The sequence below is a fragment of the Pseudomonas sp. W5-36 genome (genome assembly GCF_046540455.1).
GTDB lineage: Bacteria > Pseudomonadota > Gammaproteobacteria > Pseudomonadales > Pseudomonadaceae > Aquipseudomonas > Aquipseudomonas graminis_B.
Genome location: NZ_JAXCIQ010000006.1, coordinates 82,896 through 98,260, shown reverse-complemented (window position 1 = coordinate 98,260; position 15,365 = coordinate 82,896). Strand labels below are relative to the sequence as shown.

The 15,365-nt window shown below is 52.9% G+C and carries 14 protein-coding genes and 3 pseudogenes; 10 read left to right on the top strand and 7 right to left on the bottom strand.

All coding sequences use genetic code 11. The features are described from left to right. Positions 1–21: 21 nt before the first annotated feature. A pseudogene (gene tnpC, locus SLW74_RS12955) lies at positions 22–711 on the bottom strand (IS66 family transposase); the annotation flags it as partial. Between tnpC and SLW74_RS12950 the strand changes: the two are divergent. The 5 genes and pseudogenes from SLW74_RS12950 to SLW74_RS12930 all read left to right on the top strand — a co-directional run. Then, positions 707–1,213: pseudogene (locus tag SLW74_RS12950) on the top strand (LysR family transcriptional regulator substrate-binding protein); the annotation flags it as partial. The pseudogenes tnpC and SLW74_RS12950 overlap by 5 nt on opposite strands. Before the next feature lie 186 nt (positions 1,214–1,399). After that, positions 1,400–2,200, top strand: coding sequence for a PhzF family phenazine biosynthesis protein (locus SLW74_RS12945; protein ID WP_410929112.1), 801 nt, complete (start codon positions 1,400–1,402; stop codon positions 2,198–2,200). A gap of 224 nt (positions 2,201–2,424) precedes the next feature. Continuing rightward, positions 2,425–3,603, top strand: coding sequence for an N-methyl-L-tryptophan oxidase (solA, locus tag SLW74_RS12940; RefSeq protein ID WP_410929111.1), 1,179 nt, complete (start codon positions 2,425–2,427; stop codon positions 3,601–3,603). Positions 3,604–4,684: 1,081 nt separating this feature from the next. After that, a complete protein-coding gene (locus tag SLW74_RS12935; protein ID WP_410929110.1) occupies positions 4,685–5,122 on the top strand; it encodes a GNAT family N-acetyltransferase in 438 nt (145 codons plus the stop codon). 153 nt (positions 5,123–5,275) lie between these two features. Further along, positions 5,276–5,752: an NUDIX hydrolase gene (locus SLW74_RS12930; protein ID WP_265385572.1), complete on the top strand. Its 477-nt coding sequence runs from the start codon at positions 5,276–5,278 to the stop codon at positions 5,750–5,752. Here SLW74_RS12930 and SLW74_RS12925 read toward each other — a convergent pair. The 3 genes from SLW74_RS12925 to SLW74_RS12915 all read right to left on the bottom strand — a co-directional run bounded on the left by SLW74_RS12925 (position 5,749) and on the right by SLW74_RS12915 (position 7,483). Continuing rightward, a complete protein-coding gene (locus tag SLW74_RS12925) occupies positions 5,749–6,135 on the bottom strand; it encodes a VOC family protein (RefSeq protein WP_410929109.1) in 387 nt (128 codons plus the stop codon). The two genes, SLW74_RS12930 and SLW74_RS12925, sit on opposite strands and share 4 nt — an antisense overlap. A 279-nt stretch (positions 6,136–6,414) precedes the next feature. Continuing rightward, positions 6,415–6,666, bottom strand: a complete 252-nt coding sequence (locus SLW74_RS12920) for a hypothetical protein (RefSeq protein WP_265385574.1) — start codon at positions 6,664–6,666, stop codon at positions 6,415–6,417. Between the two features lie 241 nt (positions 6,667–6,907). Then, complete coding sequence (locus tag SLW74_RS12915; protein ID WP_410929108.1) at positions 6,908–7,483, bottom strand: hypothetical protein; 576 nt, start codon at positions 7,481–7,483, stop codon at positions 6,908–6,910. Between the two features lie 429 nt (positions 7,484–7,912). On the opposite strand from SLW74_RS12915, the gene SLW74_RS12910 reads away from it, so the two are divergent. Both SLW74_RS12910 and SLW74_RS12905 read left to right on the top strand, forming a co-directional pair. Further along, on the top strand, positions 7,913–8,320 hold the full coding sequence (locus tag SLW74_RS12910) for a hypothetical protein (protein ID WP_410929107.1): 408 nt from the start codon (positions 7,913–7,915) through the stop codon (positions 8,318–8,320). A gap of 196 nt (positions 8,321–8,516) precedes the next feature. Continuing rightward, positions 8,517–8,711, top strand: a pseudogene (locus SLW74_RS12905) (transposase domain-containing protein); the annotation flags it as partial. Here SLW74_RS12905 and SLW74_RS12900 read toward each other — a convergent pair. Both SLW74_RS12900 and SLW74_RS12895 read right to left on the bottom strand, forming a co-directional pair. Next, positions 8,692–9,144 (bottom strand): hypothetical protein, encoded by a 453-nt coding sequence (locus SLW74_RS12900; protein WP_410929106.1) that lies wholly within the window; start codon positions 9,142–9,144, stop codon positions 8,692–8,694. The pseudogene SLW74_RS12905 and the gene SLW74_RS12900 overlap by 20 nt on opposite strands. A gap of 213 nt (positions 9,145–9,357) precedes the next feature. Next, positions 9,358–9,849 carry an AAA family ATPase gene (locus SLW74_RS12895; protein WP_410929105.1) on the bottom strand — a complete coding sequence of 164 codons (492 nt, stop codon included), beginning with the start codon at positions 9,847–9,849 and terminating at the stop codon, positions 9,358–9,360. 119 nt (positions 9,850–9,968) lie between these two features. Here SLW74_RS12895 and SLW74_RS12890 point away from each other — a divergent pair, with 119 nt between their 5' ends. The 3 genes from SLW74_RS12890 (at position 9,969) to SLW74_RS12880 (ending at position 12,237) form a co-directional block, all read left to right on the top strand. Next, the gene (locus SLW74_RS12890) at positions 9,969–10,658 is read left to right on the top strand and encodes a histidine phosphatase family protein (RefSeq protein WP_410929104.1); all 690 of its coding nucleotides are present in this window, start codon (positions 9,969–9,971) and stop codon (positions 10,656–10,658) included. 234 nt (positions 10,659–10,892) lie between these two features. Further along, a complete protein-coding gene (locus SLW74_RS12885; RefSeq protein ID WP_410929103.1) occupies positions 10,893–11,225 on the top strand; it encodes a hypothetical protein in 333 nt (110 codons plus the stop codon). A 109-nt stretch (positions 11,226–11,334) separates the two neighbouring features. Continuing rightward, the gene (locus tag SLW74_RS12880; RefSeq protein ID WP_410929102.1) at positions 11,335–12,237 is read left to right on the top strand and encodes a DUF6216 family protein; all 903 of its coding nucleotides are present in this window, start codon (positions 11,335–11,337) and stop codon (positions 12,235–12,237) included. Positions 12,238–14,667: 2,430 nt separating this feature from the next. On the opposite strand, the gene SLW74_RS12875 is transcribed toward SLW74_RS12880, so the two are convergent. Next, positions 14,668–15,333, bottom strand: a complete 666-nt coding sequence (locus tag SLW74_RS12875) for an HAD family hydrolase (protein WP_410929101.1) — start codon at positions 15,331–15,333, stop codon at positions 14,668–14,670. Between the last annotated feature and the right edge of the window lie 32 nt (positions 15,334–15,365).

Sequence of the window (15,365 nt, the reverse complement as noted above, 5' to 3'; positions counted from 1 at the left end):
TGCTTTGTGATCTTTTCCATTTCAACGGCTCCGTGGCGGAAGCCAGTTATGTGGCAGTAAATCTGCAATCTCACTTGCGCGCTGAGTTGGCAGACGCGTGAGTACATCCTTCAAATAGGCTTACGGCTCATGCCTGTTGAGCCGTGCAGACTGGATTAAACTCATGATCGCTACCGCCCGTTTGCCGCTGCGTAGCGATCCTGCAAATAGCCAGTTGTTGCGTCCAAGAGCCCACGGTCGGATTTGGTTCTCGGCCCAATTGTTGTCAATGGGTACGGCCCCGTCATCAAGGTAGCGCAATAGCGCTGCCCATCGTTTCAAGCTGTAATCCAGGGCTCTGCTGATGGCCGAACCTTCAGGCACGAGATCGCGCTGGCCGATCATCCAGGCATGCAGCCTTTCCATCACCGGTACGGCTTTTTCTGGCCGTATTCGTTGCCGTGAATCTGGCTCCAGGTCGCGGACTTCACTCTCTATTTCGTAAAGCAATTGGATATAGCGAAGAGCTTGTTCGGCGAGCGTGCTTTTGTTCGTGGCATGCAGTTCGAAGAACTTGCGCCGCGCATGGGCCATGCAGCCGATCTCCGTCACCCCGAGTTCGAAGCTAGCCTTGTAGCCACCAAAATCATCGCAGACCAAATTGCCCTTCCAGCCTCGCAGGAAGTTGCGAGCATGCTCACCGGCACGGCTGGGGCTGATGTCGTAAACCACAGGCAATACCGATGGGATCCTGCGCGCGGTCGAGGAGAACCGACTCGATCTGGCGTTAGTCACCATGCCCGCCGGCGGGCGCAGTCTATCGATCACCCCGTTGCTGGAAGAAGCGTTCGTGGCGATCTTCAGCTCCGACCAGTCTGATACCCCGCATCAGACCACACCGCAGTCATTAGCCAGCCTTCCGCTGGTGGTCTTTGAAGCTGGCAGCAGCACAAGGTTATTGATCGATAAGTGGTATTTTCAGGCCGGCGTTCGGGTCAAACCAGTGATGGAGCTGGGCAGCATCGAAGCCATCAAGGAAATGGTCGCTGCCGGTCTGGGCTACAGCATCGTGCCAGCCATGTCAGTGAGAGCTACCCACCATCGGCGGGGCCTGCGGATCGAGCCTTTGGAACCGCCGATGAGCCGCACGCTTGGCATCGTGCTACGTCAGGATAAGCCTTTGGGCAAGGCCCTACGGCAAGTACTCGATGCCTTAGAGACGTTGGCGCCCTGAGCAAGGTTTAGGAGGCCTTTGATACCAGTGTGCCCCTTTCCATGGTCGCGGTTAGCGCATGCGCAGCAAGTCGTAAGGCAACGGATCACTCATGCCCCGCCGCACTTTCAAGGTACGCGGCGATCTAGGTGGCTCACCCACCCCGCCCCCGGCACACTTTGAGCTTGATCACTGATGGATGGGTAAATGGACATACAGCGATTCAAATGCTTTGGCACCGACCCGAATAGCGGAAATGAAGCACTGGTCATTTTGGATTACGCTACCAGCAAGCGGTCGGCAGCAGAGCGACAGCGTTTCGCAACCGAACAAAAAGCAAACGCATGCGTGTTTATCACTCAAAACGAAGATGGAATGGGGCCCTTTACCTTGGATTTTTACTACCCGCACACTAGAAGCCCACTGTGTCTGCACGCGTCGTTGGCGGCCGCGCGTTATCTTCAGAGCCGTGATATCGGGTGGTACCGAGGGTCTGCATTGACGGCCGTCAACCGGCAGCTACTGGAGTTGGGGGGTTCAAGGGATGAACTGAATATCACTGTCCTGCCTTCGATCGTGCAAACGCCCGTACCAAACGTCACAGTAATTGCTGGTTGGTTGGGCTGCGCGCCTTCATCGATCAAAACGCCGCCCTCGATAGCATCGGTCGGCAGTCCAAAACTGCTGGTTGAGATGCCCAGTCGACAAGCGTTGTATGCGTTGCGTCCCAATCTGAATCGAATTTGCGAATGGGGGAAAGCCGCAGGAGTGAGTGGCTTGTATGCATACACCCACCAGGAGCTGAATCGGTACGAAGGTCGTAATTTCAATCACCTTGATGAAGCGCTAGAGGATGCGGCTACGGGTGTTGCGGCCGGAGCACTCAGCGTCCATCTGGGAAAGAACATCACTCTGTCTCAAGGAGCGATGTTTGGTAACAGCTGTGAAATCAATGCCCGTTTCCGGGCCGGATCGATCATTATCGGCGGCCGAGTTTTTGAAGCCTAGGGAGGCCCTCCAGCATTTCTCCCCCGCACAGAAATAGGCAGTGCGTGAGCGTCGCTGGCTGTGTGAAGCGGCAGATGATTGAGACGGCAAACTCACTTTCATCGTCTCTCAAAAAAGCAGAAGGTTGAACGGTGTTGGAAACGCCAGCATGATTAGTCAGGGTTACCACGCACGCCCATCTCGCCCCATAATCAATGCCGCTCTCTCTCCTCTAGGAAGCTGTTATGCAAGTGTGTGACGTCGCAGTAATCGGGCTAGGGGCGGTCGGAGCTGCAGCCTTGTACCATCTGTCGAAACGCGGAACTAGCGTGATCGGAGTGGATCGTTTTCATCCACCCCACACCCAAGGGTCAAGCCACGGTGATACCCGAATAACCCGCTTATCTGTCGGTGAAGGGGAGCAATACTTACCCATCGTCCGACGCTCCCACGAGCTGTGGCGGGAACTGGAGAGTATTTCGGGCGAGTCACTTTTTGAGCAGTGTGGAGTGCTGGTTTTAAGCTCTACTCCCCACTATGCCCCTGAAGACGCGGCTGATTTCACGAACCGTACCGTAAGACTCGCTCAAACTCATGGCATCGCGCATGAAATGTTGGATGCAGAGCAGATTCGCCAGCGGTTTGCGCAATTCGCCACGGTACTGGACACCGCTGTGGGGTACTTCGAGCCCAGCGGTGGTTATCTGCGCCCCGAGCGCTGCATTGCGGTACAGCTGAGCCTGGCTGAACAGCAGGGGGCCACCCTCTTTAAGGGTGAAACGGTCTCCAACGTGACCTCCGATGTGTGCGGCGTCACGGTGATTACCGACCGCCGGACTATCAAAGCCAACAAAGTGGTGATCAGCGCAGGTATGTGGTCGCGCGAGCTACTGGCGCCCCACTTTGACCATTTACTGCGAGTTTGCAGACAAAAGCTGTTCTGGTTTCAACTGGAAAAGGGCGCTAGGTTTGCAGAGACGTCACCGGTGTTCATCATGCGGCACGGGCGCACCGACGATGACATGAGCTATGGCTTTCCACCGCTGGCTGGGGAAGGCAGCGTCAAGATTGCAACCGAACAATATGAGCAGGAATCCACGCCTGAAGCCTTGGCGAGAACGATTTCCAAGGACGAGAAGCGCGAGATGTTCGAAACCCAAGTAGACGGAAAATTAGCTGGCCTTTCATCACGGGTACTCAAGTCGGCAGTCTGCGCTTATACCGTGACTCCAGACAGTCACTTCATCGTCGACAAGCATCCTACGCTGCAGAATATCCTCGTAGTGTCTGCCTGTTCGGGCCACGGTTTCAAACACTCAGCCGCCCTAGGCGAGGCGCTGGCGCAGTTGTCTATCACTGGTGCAAGCGATCTTGACCTGTCCGCATTTTTATTGAAAAGATTTGAAAAAGAATCCGCTTCGTGAATCGGCAACAACCAATCTAAGCGCAAATCAGTGTACGGATGTCCCTGGATTACCCCGATTGATATGACCAGTGATTGAGCCCGTGCACCCTTGCTCAACCCGCATCTGCGACGTCTTGACGGCGTCCACGCCAAGCTTCCAACTGCGAGGACGTAGGTCATAAGCCGATACTCTGGCTAGCTGATCGTCGGCGATTAGATCCGTAGGCGCGCCCAGGTGCATAATCTCCAATTGCAGGGCGTAGTAGATATGGGCCCTAAAAGCGGCTCTCACCGCGACGTAAGAAGGCAGTGGATCAGTGTCAAATGAGTGCCCAGCCTGTCTCTGGGTGTTACGCAGTGCAAGCAGCCCGAGCTCTCCGACACTCGTGACGTGGATGCGCTCCAGAGGGGAATGACCTGGTCGACGCCGATAGCTGTCTACGGCACGCTCGATTACCTGTGTAAATCCATGTTCGCCTAACTGAATTTGAGCCTCTTTCCATATTTCAGCTTCCAGACTGTAATCCATTTTTGCCACCTCGAATTTCAGACGTAGTTACCCCATCTAGGGCCGGCTGTGCCAGGCGACGGATTTTTGAAAATTTAGGAGCTGTCTGTTTGTAGCCAAAGAGGTGAAGCAGCGACCTTCGGTCGAAACGGCGACTCTCCCGCCCCCTGCTGGGGCTTAAAACAAGAAAAGCGCGGCGTGAAGCTGAAGCTAAACTGCCTTTAATGACCCCAGTAAATTGGGCCAGAAGCTCGGACTTATGTTGACCCTACCCGCTCTGCTTTTTCTTTGCTCTCAAATATAACAACTCCGTCGTTTTAAAAAAATTTACAGGGGGTAAATCGTAAGTCGTCGCATACCGAACCGAGAATGTCTCAGTATTTTAAGTTTGGCTGAAATCGGCCGGCGATTCCGCTTATGGCGTCTCAATTCTCCCCGCCCTCAAATCCTGCCAACCCCGATCAACTCCAGACCTGACCTCCAGCAGATTCGTGATGGATTGGCCGTTCATCTCCGCCGAAATATTGTATAGATACATATAGGGAACGGCACTTGCATGTGATGCTGGTACACTTGGCATAGGGAGGCTGACATGAAGGATTGGCAAACATCCGACGGCATTTACGAACAGCATCTGCAAGCCGTCTCTGATGGCGTCATAAAACACGGCCAGAACTTGTCCCGTGAGCAAGGCGGCGTGGCGAACCCTATCGCTTGCACAGTGCTGGAAGATGGAGTCTTGATAGGCGGCGTCACCGGCCGTACCGAATTCGGCCGCCTATTCATCAATTACCTGTGGGTAGACGCAGCTTGGCGGGGGCAGAAACTCGGCACTAAGCTTTTGCACCGCCTTGAGGCGCTGGCTCTGGCGCGTGGTTGCCGGGAAGCACTTATTGAGACCCTCGATGACGGCGCGGCTGACTTATATAAACGCTGCGGTTACAGGATCGTTGCGCATCTTCCGGGATACTGCGGGCCATGGGGTCGCCACACACTTTTGAAAATATTGAGCCCGGAAAGTGATGTTTGAGCGGGCGATCTGCCTAAGTCATCTTACCCAGATCAGGCTAATTATTCTCAACGTCCCGGCGCACAAAGGCTGCACTCCTGCACAGGTGAGTGATCCAAAACCTGGCAAAGGTAAACGCGCGTTCGCCCATCGATCATTTGCAAAGGAAGGCCAATGCGACGTGCTTATTCAGTTCACGTATTTCTGACCCGCTCTGTGGGAGGCGAACGCCAGTATCTGATCTTCCAGCGAGCCCCACGAGATGATCTAGGCTTGCCGGCGTTTTTTCAGGGCATTTCGGGCGCACTTGAAGATCAGGAGAGCTTCCAGGACGCGGCAGTTCGCGAAGTATTCGAAGAAACTGCACTGCGCATCAGTCCGCCTATCTACTCTGGATTCAGTCACCAATATCCGATCAAGGAGCAATGGCGAAAGCACTATGGTGCGGAGCCTCAGCAAGTAGAAGAGCGCGTCTTTACTGCGGATATTTCGGGTATGGAAGATCCTGTCCTGTCAGCGGAGCACACATCATTTCGCTGGCTTCGGCTTGCCGAAGCGCTGCCACTGCTGACTTACGGCGCAAATGCGGAATGTCTTCAACGTGTTGATCTACTATGGTCGCGAGCCATTGGCGAAGCCGTTCTCAACTAAGTGAGGGCAGCATCCAATGTTTCTTTGAGCTCAAACCTGTTGCCTTCTGGGTCTGAGTAATAGACCCAACGACTGTTGCCGTATGTACCCACTTCGGAGTCTGGCTGAAGCCCCCGGTTGCTCAAGTCCTCCATAGCAGACTCCAATGAAAGTACCGCGAATGCGATGATCACTGACTGCTCTGCCGGCGTCTTTCGATGACGAGCGCGCGCGCCATCGGCCCACAACTCAAAAATTGCGCCGCCGCCGACATCCAGCATGCAATAGCCATCGCCGTTTTCCACTATAGGAAGGCCTACCCTTTCGACATAGAAACCGACCAGCGCAGTCAGATCGGCTGCATAGAGCCCCGCCCACGCAATACCAAGAAAATTTCTGTTCATCCACGCCTCCTGAGCGTAAGGCCTTTTACTAAGCGTAAAGCTAAACCGCATTGATTGAGTTGGCTGACATACGCACCAGTACGGTAGCAGTGGGCCGAGGTCTCACGCACCTGTATGGAGATGCAGTTGAATAGCCGCTTTGAGTCGGTAGCAGCCCCTCCCCGGCGATCCCTAAAGCCCGTTGCAGACCATCTGATGTCGAAAGGGATCCCTTTCGGCACCAGGAGGCAGGCAATGGTTGGTAGGTTCGTCGGGGAAGGACTATCTGAAGGCTTCTGTCTATGAGCTTTGGAGAGGGATAGCAGAGGGCAAGGGTGTGCCGTCCTCGTAGCGAACCAATTCTTCTCGGGCGATCAGCACCAAATTTTCAACCTGTACGAATGGCAGATCCTCAGCGAATAGCGAAATTTTCAATGTGTTATCAGAATCACACCTGAAGACCTCGGCGCATACTTGATTGGTGGCGTTAATAAGCTCTAGTCCCAGGCCATCACGGATCACGTCCGAAGCAATCTGAATCCGATATTCCATGTCTCATTCCTCGTGTTTGAACGTAACCGGTCAGCTAAAGCCCGATACCGGGTTATCGTGCATCGTCTTGCATCGTCGCAATGAAGGCTTCTACCCAATACCCGCTCCTGCTCAATACGCCGTGTGTGGAGTGTCCGGAAGGATCGTTTTCGTACAATTAGGAGACGACGTGGTGAGCAGCGGCCGATATCGACCCATTGCAGACGCTCAGCGATGGTTAGGCCGGGGGGGCGGTTCAGTTTTACAGGCGAGATGCAAAGTCTTGGAATCGGTCGAACAGCCTGAACCCGACATAGTCAGGTTTCCGCTTGTATAGCCTCCGATAGTAGCAATCCCAGTAGCTGATCATTCGGTCGCGTGTGGCCTGAAAATACTTCGGGTTGTCTCTGATGAAGGAGCCATAAAGCAAAGGGTCAAGCAGGGAAAAGTGGGATTCGCACGTGTCGAGTATCTCGATCACATACTCGCCAGTGAGCTGAACAACGAATGGAACAACCCAAGGTTCGTAGACCGGGAGGATGCGTTCAAGTTGGCGCTGGCGCACATAGCCATTGTGATGCCTGGTCAATAGGCACGAGTACATGATGCTTTGCGTCCGGCTCAGAGACTTACCATCCTGCTCGCTGCCCTCATGGTGGATTCGGTATGGAACGACCACCCGGTTTTTGTCTGTTGTGACCTCTACGCCTCGATGATCAGCACATTTGGTATCGCCTATGACCAAGCTCAGACAATCTGCCTCCATTTTCAGGTAGGGCGGAAAGGCGTTAGCGATTGTTTTACCGCGGTGGGAGTCTGTGGCGTTATCGCTTTCCATGGCTAACCTTTTTCTAATCATTTAGTTTTTACGAAAAGGCTTTCACTTAGAATATCGACCTCGATCGCACCCGGCCGATATTGGCCGAGAGCTGCCTCAGGACTGGGTATTCGCCTCGCGAATCGTTCTGACTATCGCCCCGTTAACCAATCCGATGCTCAAGGAATCACCCAAACCGACGTTTATTGCTGCGACGACATCCGGTGGGAGATCGATGATGACGTCTCCGCCACCATCACCTGGATCCTAGCACTTCATGACTGTCCGCACGGATTGAGTCATTAGGGAAAAGGCTTCGATGTCTGGGAGAGCCCTCATCCTACGCTCGCATGGCCCCTACTGACAGCTATCGGCCAGAAGCCGCCTTTCACCTACCCGTAGAAGCACACTCGACGTATCCTGCAGAATGGCTGATTGAGAGGAGCGCAAATGAGTACTGATTGGCAACAAATTCGAGAAATGATGAGCACTGTCATCGATAGCTGCGAGCAGATCGAAAGAGCAGGGCTCAGTGAAGAACATCGCTCCGCGACCGTGGAAATCAATGGCGTCCACTACTCCGTTCAGGAGTTTTTGATCAGTGCGTGGACGCTGCCGGAAAACATTCGCTACCAGATCATTCGTGAGCGTCATGAAGCTGGAAATAACCTTCCCTACATTCCCGAAGCAGCCCGCCTTCTTGTCTCAATGGCTCAGGCTTGTGCGGAATTGGTTGGAGCAGCCGACACGGCGCCAGCTAAGAAAGCTATTGAAGGGATGCATTATTGGTACAAGGCCTACGCTGTACCGCATATGACTACAGCGATCAGGCTGGCAAAAAAAGAATCTGACGCTTAGATGCAAGGATTCAACCGGCGGAGGCTGCTCTGCTTTTGGCATAACCCTCTCCTATTGGTCGATACCTGCCTTAGGGCTGTGTATCCACATCACGAATAGGACTGAGCAAAATCGTCCTGCTCGCCAGCTCCATGCTCAATGAATCACCAAGATTTAGATTCATGCTTTAAAGAAGGTCTGAAGGGAAGTCGATTAGTTTGCTGGGTCGCTGCGCAGGGGCAAACGCGCGGCGGCCATCATGAGCTTGACCCAGTGTGCGCGGCTCAATGGTCGTGACCCGAATGCCTACTTATAAGACGTCCTCATTCGTCTACCGACGCAGCGGGCGAGTGGGATCGATCAGTCACTGCCGCATGAGTGCGCGTTCCTGACTACACGGGCTGTGGCTTAGTCAACGAAGCCCTCAGCAGCCGAACCGCAGAAAGCTGCTTTTCAGACTCGTCAGCGGAGAGGGGGGGTCTCTCGCAATATTCACGACTTAAAAAAATAATCGCGTCGTTACCATCAGGGTTGTCGGAATAGTCGGGATGTTTTGATATCTCTATTAGCAAATTTTCCGAGATAGGGGCGACATGAAAATGTACGTTGAAACCACGAGAGAACCCTAATTTATAAAACACCACTGTGTAGGGCTCGTACACCTTCGTAAGCAGACGATCCAGTGCTCTCATTATCAAACCTAGAGATGACAGGGCATCGTCGCTTAAATCGCTGAGTTCTGAAGCCGGCTCTTCGGATGATATTATCAAGTATCCGTCGTAACGTGCATCTCGTCGATGAGTCACTATCCAGTGGGCATTTCCTAAAACCTTTAGCTCGTCCATATAGCTCCAGTTAAGCGATGTACCTATTTGAAAGTAACCCCTGCAGGTGCAAATTACATTGTCTGCACGATGGCATGCAATCCTTTGACAGATCACTCAAGGTGGGTTCGCCCTACGCCTACGCTCAAAGGCCATAATCCGCATGCCTAATTGAAGGACGTACTGGCGGGCTAGCGAGATCGCCGAGCTGTTGTCGTACACCTCGAAGTCAATTCAGTCTTTAGAAGCATGAGCATTCGCGCTAGCCTGTGCATCTACGACTAGGATTTCGGTGAAACCCTCGCTCAAGCGTGGAGGCTGAAGTGCTTTAAAAACGTTTCTAATGGCATTCTCAGGAACGATCTCATCATCAGGACGCAATTGATTACGGGCCAAACAGTCTCCCAGCGAAGTCGTGAACCAAATAGCTACCACATCAACCCCATGCTTCTTGGCGGCCTGTATGAGCGATTCACGCTCGCAGCGCTGAACCAGGATGGCATCGAAGATTACAGCGCCAGGCTCAACTAAAAGCGTCGATTTGGCCCAAGTGCTTTTTCCTGCACCCTGAGCGCCTATCAACAAATACAAACGACAAGGCTTTGGAGTCACTAGCAAAGCCTCTGATAGGGCAATGTGAGCTCTTTGCCAAGCCAGTCTATTTAGCTCAGCATTAATAATGCGGCCCCTGTCCGTCTGTAGGAAGTCATCAGGATTGATGTGCATGAAAACGGCCTGCCAAGAAAAGCGTGAATGTAGCAGTTGAAAGCAGCGCTGCCCGGAAGCTGTTTTTAGGCAGATCTTCGGAAAGGTCACTCCTAAGCCCTGGAAATCGTGAGCGTCTGGTGAACACGCCTGCCCCAAACCCCGGTCTTGGTGAGTTCAACGGCGACGGAAAGGTACAATCTATCCTTTTTTTCGCTGAGACGGATTTCATGCATTTATACATCGTGCGACATGGTGAAACCTGGGCTAATGCCGAACATCGATACCTTGGATCTCTTGATCCAGAGCTTACAGCGCTGGGCCGCCTGCAAGCTCATAGGCTTTGCGAGCAGTTGCCCGCAAGCCTTGATGTGCTCGTGGTTTCTCCGCGCCTCAGGGCGGTACAAACCGCGAGTGTTCTGAACGAACGCCTGAAGCTCTCTCCTGAAATAATAGACTGCTTCAGAGAGCGGGATGTCGGCGTTTTCGAGGGCCTGACCCAAGGAGAGGCCGAGAAGCGCTATCCGCAACTCTGGTCGCAGAACATCACTCGACTCTGGGATGCTGGGCCCACCGGTGGTGAGACGATCTCTGACGTTGTGAAACGAGTGCGAGACGGCTTGGCTGAGCTGGAATCAGAATACCCCTCGAAAACTGTTCTGCTTGTAGCGCACGGCTTCGTCACAAAAGTAGTCAGAGCACTGGCCAAAGGGGACTTTTCTGACTTTTACGAATGGCAGATCTCAAACGGTAACATGTTGATTTTGCCTAGCTTCAAGACTGCTATACAAGATCTGGAAACTCTGAGGCGCTCTCTACCCATAGCATAATGTGGGATGCTGCCAACCTTGAAGCAGCAACTCCGCAATCTCATTTGCCCGCTGCATCGGCCTTTGCGTCAGTATATCTTTCAGATATCCCGGAATAATGCTGACTTCACCGACCGCTCAGTGGATAGATGAGTCATGGCTGAATGGAGGAGTGGCAATCCGCAAAGGCCAAGCAGCCGAGTCATTTTGAAATGGTAGAATCTCGCCAGAAACATATCGCCTACGAGAAAGCTGATGAATACAGATTTGACCGAAGAAGAGATGCGTAGAGCGCTCTTCGGCAGCCCCGCTCCGGCTCCAAAAGTAACTGCGCTAGCTTCATCGACGTCGATCCCAGACGTCGCGCGCGCGCAAGCGGTGAAGCCCCAGCCCAAAAAGAAGTCCACAAAGGCGTACACCCCGCGGCTGCGTGTGACGATGCAGGTCACCAACGAGTTTGAGGGCAAAACCTACGAGCTGATCCACGAGGCCGACACCTTGAGCTCCCTGCTGGCTGAGCAGGAAGCGGTCAAGGTGGCCAAGAAGAAATATCGCTACGTGGAAGTGATTTCTGTGAAGTCAATGTAGTCTTCCGCATCGACCCCGACTGCCTCTGGCTCTACAGGTGCTCGAAGATCCAGCAGGAGCGTTACGAGTTTGCTTGAGGGGACGAAGCAGAGGTCATCTCCAGGAGAGGATGGCCGAATTAGTAAAGCATTCAATAGGACAAGTAATGGATCCGCAACTTTTTGACCCTATATCAGTCTCTATAGACAAGCTGCAAAAAATCGCCCCATTCTTTGTCGCTGCCATGTCAGCGTTGTACATTGTGTACTTGTGCGTGATTACGGAATCACTGTTTATAATTAAAAGCCGGCTATCCGACTTGATTAGCAGCAAGCACACTTTCAATCACGAAAAACTAAAAAAACACCAACAGCAAGAACTTGACCTTCACTACTTCAACTTCAGGTTCAAGCTGAACGTTAAAACACCCTATGCGATGGACAAGCTGATCGCATGGGCAGAGCGTTCTGCGATTCGCCTGGATGAGCTTAGGAAAGCGCGCCCCTACCTGAATCCTACCGAGCAAAGTTTCAACATTCCAAGACCTAGATTTCTTAAAACTATCTCAGGACTGTCGGCATTTGTTGCAATTGGAATTTTCTTCGTTATCCACACGCCTAACGCAGCATTATTCAAAGTAAACCAAACCGGGCAATGGTTCTGGATAACTGAAAGTGAAGCATTCTCGTTTACATCATACCTTCCGAATTATTTTCATGCAGCAAATGCCTGGAAGTTGAACCCTGGAAACTGCATGCTGGAAATAAGAGCTACACAAGGGATGGACGAGTGGGATAAGAAAGTAATCTGCTACGTCATGTTAGATAACAAAGAAGGATATGTGAAAAATACTATCCAAGAGCAAAAGATCTTGGCATGGGTTCTGTCACTTCCTTGGCTGCTAGTGCCTTTGGCCGTGCTCCAAGGAAGCAGAAGGCGACGATACGCTACAGCGCTGTTGAAGCGCAGCCAAAAAAAGCTCCGTTTTGGTGATAGCCCATTGCCGGAGTACGCGAGGTACTACCACGATTAACTCTCTAGCAGGGCCGGGGCCTGCGCCCCCCATATTAGCCCGGCGGCGTCCATAGCTCTGGCTCATCAGAGCAATCCGCTACTGGCGACGATTCCACATGGTTAGGGCAACGCACGCTAACCCACCATTTTAAGATACGATCGCCACCGCTGCCGCAGACCTCGCAAATCTTCAGCGATGCCGCTACCGCCCTATCTGTCATCTATCGGCAGTAGCTGTCGCCGCCGTTGAAATCGAACCGAAGCTCACCCCATTTCTCCTCCACTCGCGTTACTGATATTCTCGGCACCTGAGGGTGATTATCTGAGTACTTTTGGAGCGAATCGCACAGGGCATCCAGTAGATGGCAGTCACTCAATTTCACGGAACGCTAGGCTCGAAAAAAGGCTGGGGATACCCCTCACGCAAGATTGTAGTACATCAGTTCGCATCCTTGTTCAGAGCTCCGAACCGCAGAGATCCGCCAATGCGGAGACAGTTGGTTTGCTTGCAAACGTTCGGCTTCCTCGTCCCGCAAGGATGTACAGCATGTCTTGGGTCTCAAAAAAGCAGTCTTCGAATGTGAAACCTGAAAGAGCCCCGTGCGATTGGCAATTATCCAGATCGCCTGTCGATACAGGCAGGGTGTGTAAAAGGCTGCACTGATAGCCAGACCGAACCCAAAGCCTGTTCTGGCGGACTTGCTGCCGGAAAAGAAAAATCGAGATGGAGATGGATCGGGAACACTATTATGCGGCAGAGCTGCAAAAGCTCGGGCCTATCACTCACGTTCAGCTGCATATTTTCCCGAGGGCGGCGTGAGCCGCCTTCGGCCATGGCGCAGGCCATCCGTTGCCGAACGCACTAGGTAGCCCCCCAATCAAATTCCCAAATCGCCGGCGAGACGATTGTCGACAACCGCGTCCGATGCCAAGCAATGCGCAATGACGTGACGCTGCAGAACTCGGTAAAGAAGTGCTCTTAGCGGCGCCCGTAGCGAGACGTAACCATCCGTAGCTATTCCGGCTGGGGTCTCGCTACTACCGAAGGCGATGCTAAGCGCCTCTACGCCTCCTTCGTCGACATCTCCAGCATGAAGCCGATCAAGCGGGAAGTGTCCTGGAGGCCGCCTATAGGTGCGAATAGCCTGAGAAAGCAGCATGACAAATCCATCCTTGGTCAGGCTTCGTTGCACCCTTCTCCAAATCTCCAACTCCAAACGATAATTCAATTTCCATCTCCTCAAATTTTAGGCGCACTGACCCGATTCAGTGCTTTGCCAGGCGATGGAAATTTTTTGTTTTTTGAGATTGTTGTTTGAAGTCAAGGAGCAAGCGTCGGCTTCGCCGCCGAACGCCGATCCCCCTGCCCTGCACTGCTATGCCGCTGCGGCAGGCGTTCAATCCAGCACAGGAGAAGCAAGATCACAAGCAAGGCAAAAGCCTAAAAAGCATAAGCCAAACCGCCGGCATCCTGCTGTATGGAGGTGTCAGGACTACCACTGCTTTTCTTTTGCTCTCAAATATAAGAACTCCGTCTCGTTTAAAAATTTTCAAGTGGGGGGGGTGGAAAAAAATATGATATTGCCGACGAACGGTAGTATCACAATCTCCCGTTTGGGCCTTGCAGAAAGGATCTACAAGCTATATGTTGTGCCTAGGCGGATCCTTTACCACTACATGGTGTGCTAATACCTTCGCCCGCGGTCGTGGATATCTAAGCAAGCTATGTGGCGGATTGACGTATGCCTGACCAACGAGCTAGCTGTAAGAATGCAGTTATCCAAAGCCGTCTCATGCCTGTTGGAAGATCCAGCTGAAGCAACAAATCGTCTGCTTCATCCCCCCTCAATTTTCCACATCAAGGAATATCCCCATGCCACTGAAACCAGGCCCAAAGCCCATCGCCGAATCGACCGGCAAAGTCGATCAACGGCGCCGCGACAACAAAGATACGCCGCGTAATAACCCCGACCTAAAGCCAAGCAAACCGCCAAAAAAATAGCTTGCCGCTGGCAAAAGCTGCCCTGGGGGCAGCTTTTGCCATTGGCAATTTAGCCAATGAATAAAGGGCCTAAGAATTCATACCGTCGAGACTGGTGGCCACAGAGTTCCGAGGCTGCCCCACCCTCACTGCCTACAGCTTTCGACTACGCAGGGAGGACAACCAGACTGGCCAGAAGCTTCACCGGTTAAAGCTATCGGGTGGTCTGTTCCGCTATGTCTTAGGACAGTTTATGGACGTAATGGTTGAGCTACCTTCATGCACTGGCACTGGGGGTTAGGATGGTTAGTCACCAACTTACACATGTTTTGTCGTGTGACAGCCATTACTTCAGCTACATCCGTGACCCTCACGAGATCCGGTGTCGCTTCAATCAAGAAATGTCGCCCACGACGTCACTAACGGTTTCAATCTCGACGTGCCTGATATTCTTCAATGCGTTGTCCATCAACGACCCGACTCGAATTGGCGATTCTTGTCTATGACCAGCTCGGCGAATTGCTGAAGGTCATTGATCGGCCCCCGACCGCTACGATCTAGATGAAGCCCCATTACCCCGATCAACCTCGGGCCATACTGGTCGCATTTTTCAGAGTCACCGATCATCAATACGCGTCCGTGTTCACTACTGAAATGGTGCCCGGGTTCGACCTCCATTTGGCTACAAATTGAGTGGTAGATTGCCGGCGCAGGCTTCATGACCCCTAGCTCAAAGCTGAAAGCGTAACCGTTGAGTTGCGGAAAAATTTCTCGGACGACAGGGCCATAGGGGGAAGCCAGGTTAGAACAAATCCCGACCTTTACGCCTGCCTGTTGCAGAAGCGCGATAGCGGTTATGGCATCTGGGAATGCCTGAATGGACGAGAGCTCGCGCTCCAACACACTGCTCAGTTCTTCGCGTTTGACCCGCGTGAGGTGGATGCCCAGATGCGAAGCAATCTCGTAGATAGAATGGTTCGTTGTCATCGCAATCCGGATGCTGTCAGGCGCGAGCGCCAAGCCTTGCCGGCGTCCTTCTCGTAGAAGATTCCGGTACGGGTTTGTCCGCTGGCCAATGCGCAGAACTGTCCCGAATGCGTCGAAAATAACTCCATCAACCGCTGAGCTGGTCATGGGCAAAGCCTCGATTTCATCTGGCGTCTCAG

Excerpts from the sequence above, each read along its gene's own strand:
- SLW74_RS12920 (WP_265385574.1), bottom strand. The coding sequence starts at position 6,666 with ATGGAATATCGGATTCAGATTGCTTCGGACGTGATCCGTGATGGCCTG.
- SLW74_RS12895 (WP_410929105.1), bottom strand. The coding sequence starts at position 9,849 with ATGCACATCAATCCTGATGACTTCCTACAGACGGACAGGGGCCGCATT.
- SLW74_RS12915 (WP_410929108.1), bottom strand. The coding sequence starts at position 7,483 with ATGGAAAGCGATAACGCCACAGACTCCCACCGCGGTAAAACAATCGCT.
- SLW74_RS12900 (WP_410929106.1), bottom strand. The coding sequence starts at position 9,144 with ATGGACGAGCTAAAGGTTTTAGGAAATGCCCACTGGATAGTGACTCAT.
- solA (WP_410929111.1), top strand. The coding sequence starts at position 2,425 with ATGCAAGTGTGTGACGTCGCAGTAATCGGGCTAGGGGCGGTCGGAGCT.
- SLW74_RS12935 (WP_410929110.1), top strand. The coding sequence starts at position 4,685 with ATGAAGGATTGGCAAACATCCGACGGCATTTACGAACAGCATCTGCAA.
- SLW74_RS12880 (WP_410929102.1), top strand. The coding sequence starts at position 11,335 with ATGGCCGAATTAGTAAAGCATTCAATAGGACAAGTAATGGATCCGCAA.
- SLW74_RS12875 (WP_410929101.1), bottom strand. The coding sequence starts at position 15,333 with ATGACCAGCTCAGCGGTTGATGGAGTTATTTTCGACGCATTCGGGACA.
- SLW74_RS12945 (WP_410929112.1), top strand. The coding sequence starts at position 1,400 with ATGGACATACAGCGATTCAAATGCTTTGGCACCGACCCGAATAGCGGA.
- SLW74_RS12885 (WP_410929103.1), top strand. The coding sequence starts at position 10,893 with ATGAATACAGATTTGACCGAAGAAGAGATGCGTAGAGCGCTCTTCGGC.
- SLW74_RS12930 (WP_265385572.1), top strand. The coding sequence starts at position 5,276 with ATGCGACGTGCTTATTCAGTTCACGTATTTCTGACCCGCTCTGTGGGA.
- SLW74_RS12925 (WP_410929109.1), bottom strand. The coding sequence starts at position 6,135 with ATGAACAGAAATTTTCTTGGTATTGCGTGGGCGGGGCTCTATGCAGCC.
- SLW74_RS12910 (WP_410929107.1), top strand. The coding sequence starts at position 7,913 with ATGAGTACTGATTGGCAACAAATTCGAGAAATGATGAGCACTGTCATC.